Origin of the sequence: Pseudoalteromonas sp. '520P1 No. 423', assembly GCF_001269985.1 — a bacterium.
GTDB lineage: Bacteria > Pseudomonadota > Gammaproteobacteria > Enterobacterales > Alteromonadaceae > Pseudoalteromonas.
In genome coordinates, this window is sequence record NZ_BBZB01000001.1 from 177544 (window position 1) to 193490 (window position 15947).

Consider the following 15947-nt stretch of genomic DNA (forward strand, 5'->3'; position numbering starts at 1 on the left):
TTATACATTTAGTGCAGTTCTTGCTAGAATTTAGGGTTATTATCCTTCAAATATTGGCTTAAAATTAACTTACCATGTTAACTCCTATCATTTTACCAAGTATCATTTTACTTATTGCATTCGCAGCCTTAGTTTGGAGCGCAGACAGATTTGTGTATGGCGCAGCAGCTATTGCAAGAAACCTTGGCGTACCAACTCTTATTGTTGGTTTAACCATAGTCGCAATGGGATCTTCTGCACCTGAGATGATGGTATCGGCTTCAGCTGCTTTAGCCGACAAAACAAATACAGCAGTTGGTAATGCCATAGGCTCAAATATTACTAACATTTTACTGGTTTTAGGTGTAACCGCATTAATTAAGCCATTATTAGTAACTTCCTCCACATTAAAGCGTGAAATGCCAATATTAATGCTTATTTCACTCGGTGCATGGTATGTGATTAGTGATAATTATTTTTCAGCTCCTGAAGGCACAGCTTTATTAGTCGGTTTTATCATTTTTATTCTTGGCCTTATTTACATAGCAAAAAATCAAAAAAGCGAAGAAGCAGACCCTTTTGTTGCTGAAGCATGTGGTGATGTGCCAAGTAACGTGAGCAATAAATCTGCAATCTTTTGGTTAGTCTTTGGATTAATATTATTACCTGTAAGCTCGCATTTTTTAATTGGTTCAGCAGTTGAAATTGCGCAACACTTTGGCATGAGTGATTTAGTGATAGGTTTAACCATTATCGCTATTGGCACTAGCTTACCTGAATTGGCAGCCTGTATTGCTGGGGTTTTAAAAGGAGAAGATGACTTAGCGCTAGGTAATATCATAGGCTCTAATATTTTCAATTTGTTAGCAGTATTGCCACTTGCGGGTATGATTAATCCATCTGATATAGACCCAGGCGCGGCTTCTAGAGATATGATGGTGATGCTAGGTGCTACGGTTGTTTTAATTGCAATGAGCTTGAATTTAAAGGGAACCCGCCGCATTAATAGAATAGAAGGTGCTACTTTATTATGCGGATTTTTCGCTTATCAATATTATATTTTTTCACAAGTAGCTTAATTGCTTTAAAAATATCATTTAAAGTAAAATCAGAGGAATTACATGTCGTTGCAAGATTTTATAACTCGTGGAAAGCAAGTTTTAGTGATAGAAAAACAAGCTATTAAGCAACTAGATCAATATATTGATCAAAACTTTCAGAACGCTTGTCAGCTTATGTTTGACTGTACAGGCCGTATTATCGTTATTGGCATGGGAAAGTCAGGCCATATAGGTAATAAAATTGCAGCTACACTTGCAAGCACAGGCACGCCTTCATTTTTTGTTCACCCAGGAGAAGCAAGCCACGGTGATTTAGGCATGATCACTTCACAAGATGTAGTTATATTAATTTCTAACTCTGGTGAAACCAGTGAAGTTATTAATATTATTCCTGTACTAAAACGCATTGGCGCTAAAATGGTAAGTATGTCCGGCAATATTGACTCTTCATTAGCTAAACTATCCGATGTGCATGTTTGCATTAAAGTTGAACAAGAAGCATGCCCTCTAGGTCTTGCGCCAACAGCAAGTACGACAGCAACCTTAGTGATGGGTGATGCCTTTGCTGTCGCCTTACTTGAAGCCAGAGGTTTTACAGCAGATGATTTTGCATTATCTCATCCGGGCGGTAGTTTAGGTAAACGCTTATTACTAACTTTAAAAGATATTATGCACAGTGGCATTCACATTCCGATTGTAAAATGTGATGATATTATAAAAGATGCGCTGATAGAGATGTCTGAAAAAGGACTTGGCATGACTGCAATCGTCAATAGCAAAAACCAACTTCAAGGTATTTTTACTGATGGTGACTTACGGCGTATTCTAGAGCAAAAGATTGATATCCATAATACTAAAATCAGTGACGTTATGACAACACAATGCACGACTGTTAACCCAGACATGCTAGCAGCTCAAGCTTTAAATATAATGGAAAACAAACGTATAAATGGTCTATTAGTGGTAAATGAATCACAACAACCTATTGGCGCACTAAACATGCAAGATTTATTGAAAGCAGGTGTATTTTAATGTCTGAAAAAAAACCAATTGAAGCGCTAACATTTGCAGAGCTATACCAAGAAGTTTCTGAAGAAACAGTGCAACTAGCCAGTAAAATAAAATTACTTATTTGTGATATTGATGGCGTATTTTCTGATGGCCGTATTTACTTAGGTAATCAAGGTGAAGAATTAAAGGCATTTAATACTAAAGATGGCTTTGGTATTAAGGCGTTAATTAATGCCGGAATTGAAGTTGCCGTGATCACCGGTAGACAATCAAATATTGTACAAAATAGAATGTCTAACCTAAATGTAAAACATATTTATCAAGGTCAAGAAAATAAGCTAATATCATATCAACAACTCAAAGATGATTTATCGCTAACTGACAGTGAAATAGCCTATATCGGCGATGACGCACCTGACTTACCTGTCATGCAGGAAGTTGGATTTGCAGTTGCGGTTAATGATGCACATCCACTTATAAGCCATATCTCACATTATAAAACCATGTTACCGGGTGGCTTTGGCGCTGTAAGAGAGCTAACTGACTTATTAATGTTGTCACAAAATAAAGTTTTATTATGTGAAGGCACAAGTGCATGAACCTAGCTAGGCTGCTCCTCAGTGCTATATTTTTCAGCATCATGCTGTGGTTATGGTATCCCTACCTGACCACCAGCAAAGAAACCGCTGTTTCCACACCTGAAATAGAAGTACTTCCCGATTACACCGCTGACACTTTAAAACAAACAGTTTTTGACAAACAAGGGCATGTTAGCCATAAAGTAACAGCTAAAAAAATGGAACTCTATCAAGAGCTTGGTTTTACACACTTTACTGAGCCCACTTTTACTTTATTTTCTGAAAATGATGTATGGGCAATCAGTGCCGCTGAAGCGACATTATATGAGAATAATAATAATAAAAAATTAATTTTAGAGCAAAGCGTTGTGGCTAAAAATCTGAACCCAATCGCGATGGTACAAAAAATTACTACCGAACAAATAGAGATTTATATTCAAGACTCAACCATGCATTCAGATCAGTTAACCACGATGACAGGTCCAAACTTGTTAATTACAGGTAAAGGTCTCAATGCAGATCTAAATAAAGAAACGCTTGAATTAATCAACCATACTCAAACTATTTACTACGATAAAGAAAATTATGACCAATAAAACAATTTATAAAAAAAGATTTATCATTGCTACATTGGCTTTAGTTACTCACTTTAATGTGCAAGCAAAAGAGCTTATCGGCAAGGTATCTATCTCTGCCGATACACAGCAGGCTGATTTAAAAAGAAATATTGTAATATTTAAAAATAATGTGGATATCAAACATACAGATAAAAACATCAAAGCTGACTTATTAGAAGTACATAGAAGAAGCGAATTAGGAAAAGAAAAACAAATATTGATAGCAACAGGTAACCCAGCTACTTTTATCGGTAAACTTAAAGACGGCAGCCCTGTAACAGCAAGTGCAAAAAATATTCGTTATGACGTTGAATCTGGTACCCTCACTTTTAAAGGTGATGCAAAAATAAACCAAAGCGGTCAATCAATGAGTGCTAAAACAATTATCTACGATCACCTTCAAGAACTTATTACCGCATACAAAGATAAAGACTCAGACCAAAGAGTACACACTGTTTTAACGCCAGTTAAAAAAGAAGAAACTAAACAATCGGGTAATAATTAATGAGCTTATTACAAGCAGCGCAACTGGCAAAAAGTTACAACGGCAGGCAAGTCGTAAAAAATGTGAGTTTAGAAGTCAAAGCTGGCACAATCGTTGGATTATTAGGGCCTAATGGTGCAGGTAAAACCACTTCCTTCTATATGATAGTTGGCCTAGTGCCAAGTGATAAAGGCACTATTAAAATTGATGATGAAGATATCACTTTACAGCCTATGCATAATCGTGCTCGTATGGGCATTGGCTACCTACCGCAAGAGTCATCTATTTTCAGAAAGCTGACTGTTTATCAAAATATCATGGCCATATTAGAAACTCGCAAACACCTGAATAAGCAACAAAGAGAAGATGCGCTTAATAATTTATTGGATGAATTTAATATTTGCCATATTCGTGATAGCCAAGGTATGGCATTATCAGGGGGCGAAAGACGTCGAGTTGAAATTGCCCGAGCTTTAGCAGCTGAACCTAAATTTATTCTATTAGATGAGCCATTTGCAGGTGTTGATCCAATTTCAGTATTGGATATTAAAAAAATTATACAACATCTTAAAAATAGAGGTATAGGCGTGTTAATTACAGACCATAATGTGCGTGAAACCTTAGATGTGTGTGAAAAAGCTTACATTGTTTCCCATGGCGAACTTATCGCATCTGGTACACCTGAAGCCGTTTTAGCTGATCAGACTGTAAGAGACGTTTATCTTGGTGAACAATTTAGATTATAAAAAAATATAAAAAGAAATATGGGCTATACTCAAAATTAAGTAAAAAAGAGTGTATTTAATTTAGACATTATAAGGATTGTTAAAACTTAATGAGGCAATCACTACAGCTTCGTCTTGGACAACAACTAACAATGACTCCACAGTTGCAACAGGCTATCCGCCTATTGCAACTTAGCACGTTAGATCTGCAGTTAGAGATACAAGAAGCACTCGAAAGCAACCCGCTCTTAGAACTTGATGAGCAAGATTTTAATGCTGAAGAAAAAACGCCAGCTTCTGAAAATGAAACAGCAGAAAAAGCTTCTGATGCAGAAGAGATAATCCCTACGGCTCAAGTAGAAATGGAAAGCTCTGAAGCCTTAACTAAAGAAACCCTAACAGACGAACTTGCAATGGATGTAAGTTGGGATGAATATGTCAGTGCCGCCCCCGTAGCATCGGCAGGACCTGCCCCAGATGATGATTTAGCATATCAAGGCAGTACATCCGAATCATTGCAAGATTATTTAATGTGGCAATTACGCCTCACCCCATTTAGCCCTACAGATGAAGCTATTGCCACTGCAATCGTAGAAGCTGTAGATGAATCAGGTTACTTAACCGTTTCTTCACAAGACATTTTAGATAGTTTAGGTTCTGAAGAAGATGAAGTTGAATTAGATGAAGTTGAAGCAGTACTTAAACGCATTCAGGTCTTTGATCCTATTGGCATTGCAGCTCGAAGCCTATCAGAGTGTTTATTAATTCAGCTTAATCAATACGATAAAACAACTCCTTGGCTTGATGAAACCAAACATATTTTAAGAGAATACGTTGAATTATTAGGTGCGAGAGATTATCGCAGCTTAATGAAAAAAACTAAGCTCAAAGAACCTGAATTAAAACAAGTGATGGATTTGATCCATAGCCTAAACCCGAAACCTGCATCAAGTATCGTAAAAGAACAAACTGAATATGTGATCCCCGATGTGACAGTAAAAAAAATAAAGGGTCGTTGGGTAGTTGATTTAAATTCAGATACCATGCCAAAAATAAGAGTCAATAATCACTATGCCTCTATGGCAGGCTCTTGTAATGCGGACAGTCAGTTTATTCGCTCTCATTTACAAGAGGCTAAATGGTTTATTAAAAGTATAGAAAGTAGAAACGAAACACTATTAAAAGTTGCCAATTGCATTGTAATGCAACAACAGGCATTCTTTGAACATGGTGATGAAGCAATGAAGCCTATGGTGCTTAACGACGTTGCTGAAATGGTAGAAATGCATGAATCAACTATTTCACGTGTAACCACACAGAAATATATGCATACACCACGTGGTATATATGAACTGAAATATTTTTTCTCTAGCCACGTAAGTACAGAAAATGGAGGTGAGTGTTCATCTACAGCTATTCGAGCACTTATCAAAAAGCTAATTGCCGCAGAAAATCAAGCCAAACCATTAAGTGATAGTAAAATAGCGGATATTTTAGCAGATCAAGGCATCAAGGTGGCCAGAAGAACGATAGCAAAATATCGAGAATCACTGTCCATTCCATCGTCAAATCAGAGAAAATGTTTAATCTGAGATGTATAATAGAAGGAAGTACGCTTATGCAATTAAATTTAACAGGTCGTCATGTAAATATCACAGATCCACTAAGAGACTATGTAACAAACAAATTCGCTAAGCTTGAAAGGCATTTTGATCATATTAACAATGTGCATGTTATCTTAGATATCGAAAAGCTATCTCAAAAAGCAGAAGCAACACTTCATGTTAATGGAGGCGAACTTTTTGCAACTTCTGAGCATGCTGATATGTATGCTGCTATTGATGGCTTGATTGATAAATTAGATCGACAAGTTATTAAACATAAAGAAAAATTATCTAGACGTTAAATATGATTAATTCATTTTTATCAAAGGACTGCACTAAAGCTGCAGTCCTTTTTCATAGCAAAAAACGAATGCTGGAATATATAAGCCAGATAGCACAGCAAAAGCTACCCGAGCTAACTGAACAAGAGATCCTTAATTCTTTATTAAAGCGAGAAAAGCTTGGAAGCACAGGTATCGGAAAAGGTATCGCTATTCCACACGGCCGATTATCCAATATAGATAAAACCGTGGCTATTTTAGTCGTAAATGCAGAACCCATTGCATTTGATGCAATAGACGATCGCCCTGTTGATATATTTATTACTTTATTAGTTCCTGATGCACAATGTCAGGCTCACTTAAAGACGTTAGCTGCAATTGCTGATAAACTCAAAGATAAACAGTTTTGTAAAAAATTACGTCATGCTCAATCAGATCAATCTTTATATGAGATAATGACACTTTAATAAAAATAAACTAATTATGAGTTTTTATGATTAGTTTTAGTCAAAGTTGAAGACGCATAAGGAAAATTCAGTGCAACTTATCATTATAAGCGGTCGTTCAGGATCCGGAAAATCAGTCGCTTTACGCGTATTAGAAGATTTAGGTTATTATGCCGTAGATAATATTCCAGTTAACCTACTGCCTTCGCTTGTAAGAAGTGTATCTGATAATTACGATAAAATAGCTGTCAGTATTGATGTTAGAAATTTACCCGCTGAGCAAAAGGAGTTTAATGAAATTCTTGGTTATTTACCTGAATTTGTTAAACCTAGCCTATTCTACTTAGATAGTGATGATACAACTTTAATAAAGCGATTTTCAGAAACCCGTCGTTTACACCCATTATCTATGAATAATCAGCCGTTAGATCTGGCAATTAAACAAGAAAAAGAACTATTAGATATTTTAGTAACCAATGCTGATTTTATTATTGATACAACGGATTTAAGCGTTCACCAGCTAGCGGAATCCATTCGAGAAAAAGTATTAGGCAAAAAAGACAAGCAATTAATCATTACTTTTGAATCTTTTGGCTTTAAATATGGTATGCCAAAAAATGCAGATTATGTTTTTGATGCGAGATTTTTACCTAACCCACACTGGGAACCTGAATTAAAGCCTTTAACGGGGTTAGATCAACCTGTCAAAGATTATTTAGCCAGCCATAGCATAGTGCAAAAGTTTAATTGGCAAATTCAAACCTTTTTACAAACTTGGTTGCCGCATTTAGAAAGAAATAACCGCAGCTACCTTACAATTGCAATTGGTTGTACGGGTGGAAAACATAGATCAGTCTATTTAGCGCAATCACTATGTGATAGCTTTTCTAAAAGCCATAAAAATGTAAAAGTTCGCCATCGCGAACAAGATACTCACGGTAAATAATGCAATATCAAGACATTTTCTTAATAGAAAACCGCTTAGGGCTTCATGCAAGAGCCGCATCAGTATTAGCGCAACTTGCGACTTCTTTTGATGCTAAGGTAATATTGCAACAAGGGAATAAAGAAGCGCAAGCTGATAGTGTTTTAGCTTTGATGCTGTTAGAAGGTGCTAAAGGAAAAAAAGTAACCGTGACGTGTAGCGGGCCTGATGCAAAAATAGCACTAAAAACAATTGGTGAATTAATTGCTGATAAATTCCACGAACAAGAATAACAATAAGACCAGATGCCTGAAGCGTTAGAGCAAGATTACACACAAAAACAACTTCTAGAGGTTAATAAAGCCCTTAGTAGCGGTATGTTTGTGCATGTTAGACGTATGCTTGCTCATATGGCTGACTGTGATATAGCACTATTAATAGAGTCCTCTCCCTATAAAGGCCGTGCAGTTCTTTGGCAACTAGTAGATCCTGATGTACAAGGTGAAATCCTAGAAGAATTATCAGAAGACGTTCGTAGCGGTATTATCGCTCAAATGGAGCCTACGCTGATTGCTGCTGCAACAGCTGATATGGATGTTGATGATTTAGCAGAAGTATTACGTAGTCTTCCAGACGCAGTCTATCAAGAAGTAATAGGCTCTATGGATAGTCAAGATCAAGAGAGAGCGACATTAGCACTTTCTTATCCTGAAGAATCAGCTGGCGCTTTAATGAATACTGATACTGTTACAATCCGTCCAGATGTAACGATTGATGTTGTGTTGAGGTATTTACGTTTAAAAGGTGAATTACCTGACGCCACAGATGAATTGTATGTCGTTGATAAAAACAATCAATTTTTAGGTGGCGTATCACTAGCCTCTTTACTAACAAGTAATCCTGGTTTAACTGTTCGCTCCATTATGGACGACGAATATGAATCAATTCCCGTTACTATGGATGAGTCTGAAGTGGCGCAGTTGTTTGAACGACATGACTGGATTTCAGCGCCTGTTTTAGATGACAACAAACATTTATTAGGCCGTATCACTATCGATGACATTGTTGATGTTATTCGTGAAGATGCTGAACACAGCATGTTAAGTATGGCAGGCCTTGATGATGAAGCAGATACCTTTGCACCTGTAGTTCAAAGTACCCAACGGCGCTCAATATGGCTAGGTGTTAACTTAATCACAGCACTTAGCGCTGCGTTTGTAGCAAGTTTTTTTGAATCAACGCTCAGTATATTACCGATTTTAGCCGTACTAAATGGCATAGTGCCATCAATGGGTGGTGTCGCTGGCAGTCAGACTCTAACGCTTGTTATTCGCGGCATGGCAGTAGGACATATTAATAACGCCAATCAAAAATCCCTTATTCATAAAGAATTAGCGATTGGCGCACTCAATGGCATAATTTGGGCTATGTTAATCGCCTCTGTTGTTGCGCTCTGGCAATGGGATTTTAACTTAGGATTAGTCATCGCCTTTGCAATGTTTATGAACTTACTTTCTGCAGGTTTAGCTGGGGCTTTTATACCTTTAATGCTTAAGAGAATGAATATTGACCCAGCTTTAGCTGGCGGTGTTATTTTAACAACAGTGACAGATATTGTCGGTATTTTTGCTTTCCTAGGTACCGCAACTTGGTTTTTAATCTAAAAATAAATGCTTGAATAACCACTTAGTAACCAAGTTTTTTCAAAAACAAAAAAGGCAAGTTAATCTCTTGCCTTTTCAATCTCAAGTTAAACATATCAGTAAACGTACTAAAACTTATTCACCTGAAACTTGCATCTCTTCAACTAATATAGAGCCCGTTTGCACACTACCTCGATAATCAATATCAGAGCCGATTGCAGCTATGCCTTTAAATATATCTTTTAAATTACCAGCTATGGTTATTTCACTTACAGGATATTGAATAATGCCATTTTCAACCCAAAACCCTGCTGCACCACGAGAATAATCACCGGTGATCACATTAACACCTTGGCCCATTAATTCAGTAACAAACAAACCTGTGCCCATCATTTTAAGTAATTGTTCTAAATCACCATCAGTGCTTTGAACTAACCAGTTGTGTATGCCACCAGCATGGCCTGTTGCGGTCATATCTAGTTTACGCGCGGCATAAGTTGCTAACAGGTATGTTTGTAACTCGCCATTGTTTAATATAATACGATCTCGGGTTTTAACACCTTCACTATCGAAAGGTGAGGAAGCCATGCCTTGGAAAATATGTGGTTTCTCTTCTACATTAACAAGTTCGCTAAATATTGGCTTACCTAAACTGTCGAGTAAAAAGCTTGATTTGCGATATAAAGCACCGCCACCAATGGCTGAAACTAAATGACCAAATAAAGAGCTCGCTATATCAGCTCTAAAAACAACAGGCATTTTTCCTGTTTTTAATTTTCGACTATTTAACTTGGCAAGTGTTTCAGTAGCAGCCTCTAAACCAATTTCATTTGCTGCTTTTAGCTGATTGCCTATGCGAGCAGTAGTATAGGCGCTATCGCGTTCCATTTGCTGAGCTTCTTCACCTATCACCATACAGCTTAAGCTATGGCGTGTACGCGGAAAACCAGCAATCAAACCATGGCTATTACCATAAACTCTCAATCCCTGATGACTCGCAAAACTAGCTCCGTCTGAATTAACAATGCGCGGATCTGAATTTAATGCGGCTTCTTCAGCTTGCTTACAAAACTCAATGCCTTGTTCAGGTGATACTTGCCAAGGGTGATATAAATCTAAATCAACTGGAGAAAACTCTAATAATTCTTTGTCAGCTAAACCGTTAAAAGGGTCTTCTGATGTATATTTTGCAATTTCAATTGCTTTTTTCACAACTAAATCTAATGCTTTAGAACTTAAGTCAGCAGTTGAGGCTGAGCCTTTTTTATTACCAACATATACGCTGATCCCTAAAGCACCATCTTGATTAAACTCTATTCTTTCAACTTCACCTAAACGCGTTGTTACAGACAAGCCAGACGTGCTACTCATAGCAGCCTCAGCTGATGTCGCTCCTAATTTTTTTGCTTTATCTAATGCTTGTGCAACTGCCGCTTCAACTTCTGATATTTGTTTGTAAATAGGGTCTGACTTGTGTTGTTCGCTCATGAAACCAACCAAATAATGTAAATAAGACTAATAAACTAAGCATAACATACGCCAAGCTTGATTTTAACGATTATACCTAAACGCTTATAGATACATTCAAGTGGCTTGGGTATATGACATTGAGTTATACTATGCTGATATAAATTAAATTATTAAAACAGTGTAGAGCATCATGGCTAGAAAAAAGCGTAATCCAGAGCTAGAAGAAGAAATTATTTACATTTCAAAGAGTGAAATTAAACGTGAAGTACAAGAGATGCATAAATTAGGCACTCAACTAGCAGCACTATCACCTAAAGCGCGAGAAAAGGTACCATTAGATGCAATACTAGAAGAAGCTATGGTACTTGCTGATAAGCTCAGTAAAAAGAAAGAATCCTATCGCAGACATTTGAACTATATTGCAAAACAGTTGCGATTAGCTGATAACCTAGATGAAATAAAACATGCTATGGATCTAATTGGTAATAAAAATCAACAAGCATCAGTTGCTTTAAACAAATTAGAACATTTACGTGACCAAATAATTGCAGATGGTGACAAAAAAGTGAATGAATTAATTGAAGAATATGATAATTTGGACAGACAAAAGCTGCGTCAACTTATTCGCCAAGCAAAAAAAGAAGTCGAGCAAGAAAAACCAGCTAAAGGCTACCGAGACTTATTTCAATATTTAAAAGAATCTATCTTAGTATCTTGAAATAAATAGCAAAGGATCACAAATGAGAACCACTAAACTTTTTTTTAGTTTTTTAGCATGTTTATTTTTAACTGCGTGTAACGGCTCGTCTGGAGAAAATGAAGAACCTGATATTCCAGATCCAAATGCTCCAATTGAAATCTCACTTTCTGTATTAGATGAAAATTGTCAGGTACTGACCACACCAAAAGTCATTGCTGGTAACTCATTTTGTATTCAAGCTAAATTGATTAAAAATAATCTAGCTGTAACCAATACCTCTGTTAGCTTTAGTGCGCCTTTAGGTTCTCTTTCACCTTCTTCTACATTAAGCAATGCAGAAGGTATCGCTCTAGTCATGCTAAATAGTGCAATCACAGATGTAGGTTCAAGTACCATTACAGCAAGTGTTGGCGATGTATCTGCATCTACTGATTATGAGTTTTTAGAAAGTGATGAGCCAGATCCAAATGCACCGGTTCAACTCTCTCTTGAGATGCTAAATGCACAATGTAACCCAATTGGTTTACCTAGTTTTACAGCGGGAGATACGATATGTGTAAAAGCAAATTTAACAAAGAATGAGTCCCCGGTATCTGGCTTAACTGTTGTGTTTGACGCACCATTAGGTACTTTACGCCAAAGCTCCAAACTTACAGATACCAATGGTAATGCGATTATTTATCTAGACAGTGATAGTGCTTCTGTTGGTGCTGCGACTTTAACAGCAACACAAGCAGAATCATCGACAACGCAATCATATGAGTTTATTAACAACGACAATGGTATTTCAGACTTACCTACACTAAATGTTCAAATGCTAAAAAACGGTGTTGCAAGTAACCAGTTTAAGCAAGGTGAAACTATTTTAGTGCAAGTTCAACTCACAGACCCTGCACTACTGCCACTAGAGAATCAAATAATTAATTTAACAGTAGAATCAGGAACATTAGATGCTCCTGCAGTGCTAACAAATGCTGAAGGCATTGCAAAAGCAACACTATCAGCATCAATAGATAATGATATTGGTGCTGCAGTCCTAACTGCAAGCTATACTCTGGAAGATAATAACCAAACCATTAGTCAGCAATTTAATTACCAAGTTTTAGATGCCGATATTATTGAACAACCTGAAATTAAAGCGGGATATTTTAATGAAAACAACCTATTTATCGAAGGTAAAGTAGGCTTCACTTTAGATGGCACAATTCAAGATGGGGAAGCTCATTTAAGTGCAGGTGGCACTTTAGGTTTTAAAATTGCGATTGTTGACGAAAACAATACACCTATCTCAACACCTACTGCTATTAGCTTTACGTCTAGCTGTGTTGCTAATCAGCAAGCCCAAATTGATGAACAAGTGTTAACGATTAATGGTAAGGCTAACGCAACTTATGAAGATCTAAGTTGTGCAGGTTCAACAGGTAATACAGATCAAGTTATTGCCACTATTGCGGGTAGTGCTGAAAATATTATATTAACTCAAACTATAAGCCTTCTTCCTGAAAGCTTAGGTGCAATTGAATTTGTTTCAGCAGAGCCAGACTCCATTGTACTAAAAGGCACTGGTGGGCAAGGCAAGCAAGAAATTTCAACTTTATCTTTTTTAGTAAAAGGTAAATTAGGTAATCCTTTAGCACAGCAACAAGTGACTTTTGAGCTCGATACGCAAGTAGGGGGCTTAAGCATTAATCCAGTAACGGCTTTTACTAACTCTCTGGGTCAAGTAAGTACTAAAGTAACTTCAGGCAATGTACCTACAGTTGTTCGGGTTTCAGCTTCTGCAACATCAGAAGGTGGGGAGGTCATTTCAACACAATCTGATTTGTTGTCTGTTAATACTGGCTTGGCAGATCAAAACAGTATTACATTAGCAACTGAAAATTCTAACCCTGAAGCTCATAACTTTAATGGTAATGAAGTAAATATTACTGCTTGGTTAGCTGACAGCTTCAATAACCCAGTTCCTGATGGTACAACTGTTAACTTTACTACAGAGGGTGGCCAAATTGAGCCGTCATGCCAAACAGTTAACGGTTCTTGTTTTGTAAAGTGGGAAAGCGCTGAACCTAAGGTTTTTAATCACCGGATTTCTATTCTTGCCACAGCAATTGGACATGAAACTTTTTTTGATACCAATGGTAATAATGTATTCGATGAGAATGATGGCACTGCTATACCTGAATCTACTCATACTATATCAAGCGGTTTCAATAGAACACAATACCAACCTTCAGGGTTTATTGATATGAGTGAAGCTTGGCGAGATGATAATGAAAATAATCAACATAACGTTGGTGAAGTTTTTATCGATTTTAATAATGATAAAAGTTTTAATACTGAAAACGGCAAATTTAATGGCCCTCAATGCCAACCACCAGCGATCTGTGGGACACAAAACCAAACTTCACTCAATGTCAGAAAAGCTTTAAAAATGATAATGGCTTCTTCAACTAGTTTGTGGTCTTTATACGAATCAACCGTTGCAAGTTCACTAACATCAAACTACGCAGGGGAATCTTTATCAGGAAGCTCTCCTAGTATCAATCAAAATACCAATCGAGTTTACACTCTATACTTTTCAGATACAGCATTGCAAACTATGCCATCAGGTACAACCGTCATCGTCACGTCAAGCCAAGGAGATTTAGCAGGACAAACAAGCTTTACGGTACCAGATACTATAGGGACCAATACTCCAGTCGCTCAAAGTGATTTAGATAATAATATTAGTATCAAGGATGCAAGAAGTAACAACACTTATGGCGGCCACTCTATTTCTTTTACTTTAAGAAATGATTTAGATGATGAGGATTTACCAAATACAGCAACACTCGAGTTTACAATTACCAGCCCTAGAAGTGTAACTTCTGGCGGTATTTTTAATGTCAATTTAGTGTTATAGGTATAGAGTATAAAAAACCCCATTAAGTAATTAAATTTAATGGGGTTTCAAACTTATCAGTATTAATTATGCTGTACCACCTACTGTAAGCATATCTATTTTCAAACTAGGCTGACCAACGCCAACAGGCACACTCTGGCCATCTTTACCACATACACCCACTCCTTTATCTAAAGATAAGTCATTCCCTACCATAGATATCTGCTGCATGACCTCAGGGCCATTTCCAATTAAAGTAGCACCTTTAATTGGCTGAGTAATTTTTCCGTCTTCAATTAAATAAGCTTCAGAGGCTGAAAAAACAAATTTCCCTGAAGTAATATCAACTTGACCACCACCAAAATTAGGTGCAAATATGCCTTTTTTAACACTTGAGATAATATCTTGCTGAGTGCTTTCACCCGCTAACATATAAGTATTGGTCATTCTTGGCATAGGTAAATGTGCATATGATTCTCGGCGACCATTTCCCGTAGGAGATACCCCCATTAATCGAGCATTTAGTTTATCGTGCATGTAGCCTTTTAAAATACCTTTTTCGATAAGTACGTTACATTGTGCAGGTGTACCTTCATCATCTATATTCAATGACCCTCTGCGGCCTTGCAGTGTACCATCGTCAACAACTGTACATAATTCTGAGGCAACCTTTTGACCAACCTTACCACTAAAAGCGGATGCTTCTTTTCGGTTGAAGTCCCCTTCTAATCCATGACCAACAGCTTCATGTAATAAAACTCCCGGCCAACCAGAACCCAATACAACAGGCATAGAGCCAGCAGGTGCCTCTATGGCATCAAGGTTTACTCTTGCTTGCCTAACGGCTTCTTCAGCATAACCCATCCAGCGTGGTTTATTATCTTCTAATTCAATAAAATAACCATAATCTAACCTTGCACCACCACCAGCGCCACCTCGTTCTCGTTTACCATTTTTTTCTAATAAAACAGAACAATTCATTCTGATCAATGGGCGGCTATCAGTTGCAAAAGTACCATCACTAGCAGCAACTAAAACTTCTTCATATACTGCAGAAATAGAACTGATAACCTGACTAGCCTCAGGTGCAAGCTGACGTATGTAATCTTCTATTTGATGCAATAGTTCAATTTTTTTGCTATCAGGAAGGCTCGAAATAGGATTGACAGTTTCAAATTGAATAGCATGTTTTTTTTCAGTAAATATTTCTACTTGTTTATTTTCACCAGCTTTAGCGATGCTTTTTGCCGCTGAAGATGCTTGTGTTAGTGCCTCTAGATTAATTGCATCCGAATATGAAAAACCTGTTTTATCTCCGCTAACAGCTCTAACACCGACACCACGCTCAATATTGTAAGATCCCTCTTTTACAAGACCATCTTCCAACATCCAAGTTTCGTGATAACTAGATTGAAAATACAAATCAGCATAATCTACGTTATTTTGGTGTATAAGTGCTAATGCTTTAGTTAAATCATCACGAGATAAGTTACTTTCTCGTAGTAAGTTATTTTCTACTTCAGTTGTCATGTGTTAACTCTT

The 15947-nt window shown here is 37.1% G+C and carries 16 protein-coding genes; 14 read left to right on the forward strand and 2 right to left on the reverse strand.

Going from position 1 to position 15947, the window contains the following annotated elements:
* The first annotated feature begins 74 nt into the window (after nucleotides 1-74).
* The 12 genes from PSA_RS00800 (at nucleotide 75) to mgtE (ending at nucleotide 9375) form a co-directional block, all read left to right on the forward strand.
* Nucleotides 75-1058: a calcium/sodium antiporter gene (locus PSA_RS00800; protein ID WP_371257758.1), complete on the forward strand. Its 984-nt coding sequence runs from the start codon at nucleotides 75-77 to the stop codon at nucleotides 1056-1058.
* Nucleotides 1059-1100: 42 nt separating this feature from the next.
* Nucleotides 1101-2072, forward strand: a complete 972-nt coding sequence (locus PSA_RS00805) for a KpsF/GutQ family sugar-phosphate isomerase (protein WP_052380049.1) — start codon at nucleotides 1101-1103, stop codon at nucleotides 2070-2072.
* Nucleotides 2072-2650 (forward strand): 3-deoxy-manno-octulosonate-8-phosphatase KdsC, encoded by a 579-nt coding sequence (gene kdsC, locus PSA_RS00810; protein ID WP_042146818.1) that lies wholly within the window; start codon nucleotides 2072-2074, stop codon nucleotides 2648-2650. Before PSA_RS00805 ends, kdsC begins: the two co-directional genes overlap by 1 nt.
* A complete protein-coding gene (gene lptC, locus PSA_RS00815) occupies nucleotides 2647-3225 on the forward strand; it encodes an LPS export ABC transporter periplasmic protein LptC (protein WP_042146820.1) in 579 nt (192 codons plus the stop codon). The genes kdsC and lptC overlap by 4 nt, the downstream gene beginning before the upstream one ends.
* A complete protein-coding gene (gene lptA / locus PSA_RS00820) occupies nucleotides 3215-3751 on the forward strand; it encodes a lipopolysaccharide transport periplasmic protein LptA (protein WP_042146822.1) in 537 nt (178 codons plus the stop codon). Before lptC ends, lptA begins: the two co-directional genes overlap by 11 nt.
* Complete coding sequence (lptB, locus tag PSA_RS00825; protein ID WP_042146824.1) at nucleotides 3751-4476, forward strand: LPS export ABC transporter ATP-binding protein; 726 nt, start codon at nucleotides 3751-3753, stop codon at nucleotides 4474-4476. Before lptA ends, lptB begins: the two co-directional genes overlap by 1 nt.
* A gap of 89 nt (nucleotides 4477-4565) precedes the next feature.
* Entirely contained in the window at nucleotides 4566-6047 is a 1482-nt protein-coding gene (locus PSA_RS00830; protein ID WP_042146826.1) for an RNA polymerase factor sigma-54, read from the forward strand.
* A 26-nt stretch (nucleotides 6048-6073) separates the two neighbouring features.
* On the forward strand, nucleotides 6074-6361 hold the full coding sequence (gene hpf, locus PSA_RS00835; protein WP_042146828.1) for a ribosome hibernation promoting factor: 288 nt from the start codon (nucleotides 6074-6076) through the stop codon (nucleotides 6359-6361).
* Nucleotides 6362-6363: 2 nt separating this feature from the next.
* Entirely contained in the window at nucleotides 6364-6807 is a 444-nt protein-coding gene (ptsN, locus tag PSA_RS00840; protein ID WP_042146830.1) for a PTS IIA-like nitrogen regulatory protein PtsN, read from the forward strand.
* 70 nt (nucleotides 6808-6877) lie between these two features.
* Entirely contained in the window at nucleotides 6878-7732 is an 855-nt protein-coding gene (gene rapZ, locus PSA_RS00845; protein WP_042146832.1) for an RNase adapter RapZ, read from the forward strand.
* A complete protein-coding gene (locus PSA_RS00850; RefSeq protein WP_042146834.1) occupies nucleotides 7732-8004 on the forward strand; it encodes an HPr family phosphocarrier protein in 273 nt (90 codons plus the stop codon). The genes rapZ and PSA_RS00850 overlap by 1 nt, the downstream gene beginning before the upstream one ends.
* A 12-nt stretch (nucleotides 8005-8016) precedes the next feature.
* Nucleotides 8017-9375 carry a magnesium transporter gene (gene mgtE / locus PSA_RS00855; RefSeq protein ID WP_042146835.1) on the forward strand — a complete coding sequence of 453 codons (1359 nt, stop codon included), beginning with the start codon at nucleotides 8017-8019 and terminating at the stop codon, nucleotides 9373-9375.
* Between the two features lie 114 nt (nucleotides 9376-9489).
* Here the strand turns inward: mgtE and pmbA are convergent, their stop codons facing one another.
* Nucleotides 9490-10842 carry a metalloprotease PmbA gene (gene pmbA, locus PSA_RS00860; RefSeq protein WP_042146837.1) on the reverse strand — a complete coding sequence of 451 codons (1353 nt, stop codon included), beginning with the start codon at nucleotides 10840-10842 and terminating at the stop codon, nucleotides 9490-9492.
* Between the two features lie 172 nt (nucleotides 10843-11014).
* Between pmbA and yjgA the strand changes: the two genes are divergently transcribed.
* Both yjgA and PSA_RS00870 read left to right on the forward strand, forming a co-directional pair.
* Nucleotides 11015-11542: a ribosome biogenesis factor YjgA gene (gene yjgA, locus PSA_RS00865; protein WP_042146839.1), complete on the forward strand. Its 528-nt coding sequence runs from the start codon at nucleotides 11015-11017 to the stop codon at nucleotides 11540-11542.
* A gap of 22 nt (nucleotides 11543-11564) precedes the next feature.
* Complete coding sequence (locus PSA_RS00870; RefSeq protein ID WP_052380050.1) at nucleotides 11565-14426, forward strand: Ig-like domain-containing protein; 2862 nt, start codon at nucleotides 11565-11567, stop codon at nucleotides 14424-14426.
* Nucleotides 14427-14492: 66 nt separating this feature from the next.
* Here the strand turns inward: PSA_RS00870 and tldD are convergent, their stop codons facing one another.
* Nucleotides 14493-15935 (reverse strand): metalloprotease TldD, encoded by a 1443-nt coding sequence (gene tldD / locus PSA_RS00875; RefSeq protein WP_042146840.1) that lies wholly within the window; start codon nucleotides 15933-15935, stop codon nucleotides 14493-14495.
* Between the last annotated feature and the right edge of the window lie 12 nt (nucleotides 15936-15947).

Bases quoted from the DNA above. Each gene is read 5' to 3' on its own strand.
- PSA_RS00800 (WP_371257758.1), top strand. From the start codon at position 75: ATGTTAACTCCTATCATTTTACCAAGTATCATTTTACTTATTGCATTC.
- PSA_RS00805 (WP_052380049.1), top strand. From the start codon at position 1,101: ATGTCGTTGCAAGATTTTATAACTCGTGGAAAGCAAGTTTTAGTGATA.
- kdsC (WP_042146818.1), top strand. From the start codon at position 2,072: ATGTCTGAAAAAAAACCAATTGAAGCGCTAACATTTGCAGAGCTATAC.
- lptC (WP_042146820.1), top strand. From the start codon at position 2,647: ATGAACCTAGCTAGGCTGCTCCTCAGTGCTATATTTTTCAGCATCATG.
- lptA (WP_042146822.1), top strand. From the start codon at position 3,215: ATGACCAATAAAACAATTTATAAAAAAAGATTTATCATTGCTACATTG.
- lptB (WP_042146824.1), top strand. From the start codon at position 3,751: ATGAGCTTATTACAAGCAGCGCAACTGGCAAAAAGTTACAACGGCAGG.
- PSA_RS00830 (WP_042146826.1), top strand. From the start codon at position 4,566: ATGAGGCAATCACTACAGCTTCGTCTTGGACAACAACTAACAATGACT.
- hpf (WP_042146828.1), top strand. From the start codon at position 6,074: ATGCAATTAAATTTAACAGGTCGTCATGTAAATATCACAGATCCACTA.
- ptsN (WP_042146830.1), top strand. From the start codon at position 6,364: ATGATTAATTCATTTTTATCAAAGGACTGCACTAAAGCTGCAGTCCTT.
- PSA_RS00850 (WP_042146834.1), top strand. From the start codon at position 7,732: ATGCAATATCAAGACATTTTCTTAATAGAAAACCGCTTAGGGCTTCAT.
- mgtE (WP_042146835.1), top strand. From the start codon at position 8,017: ATGCCTGAAGCGTTAGAGCAAGATTACACACAAAAACAACTTCTAGAG.
- pmbA (WP_042146837.1), bottom strand. From the start codon at position 10,842: ATGAGCGAACAACACAAGTCAGACCCTATTTACAAACAAATATCAGAA.
- yjgA (WP_042146839.1), top strand. From the start codon at position 11,015: ATGGCTAGAAAAAAGCGTAATCCAGAGCTAGAAGAAGAAATTATTTAC.
- PSA_RS00870 (WP_052380050.1), top strand. From the start codon at position 11,565: ATGAGAACCACTAAACTTTTTTTTAGTTTTTTAGCATGTTTATTTTTA.
- tldD (WP_042146840.1), bottom strand. From the start codon at position 15,935: ATGACAACTGAAGTAGAAAATAACTTACTACGAGAAAGTAACTTATCT.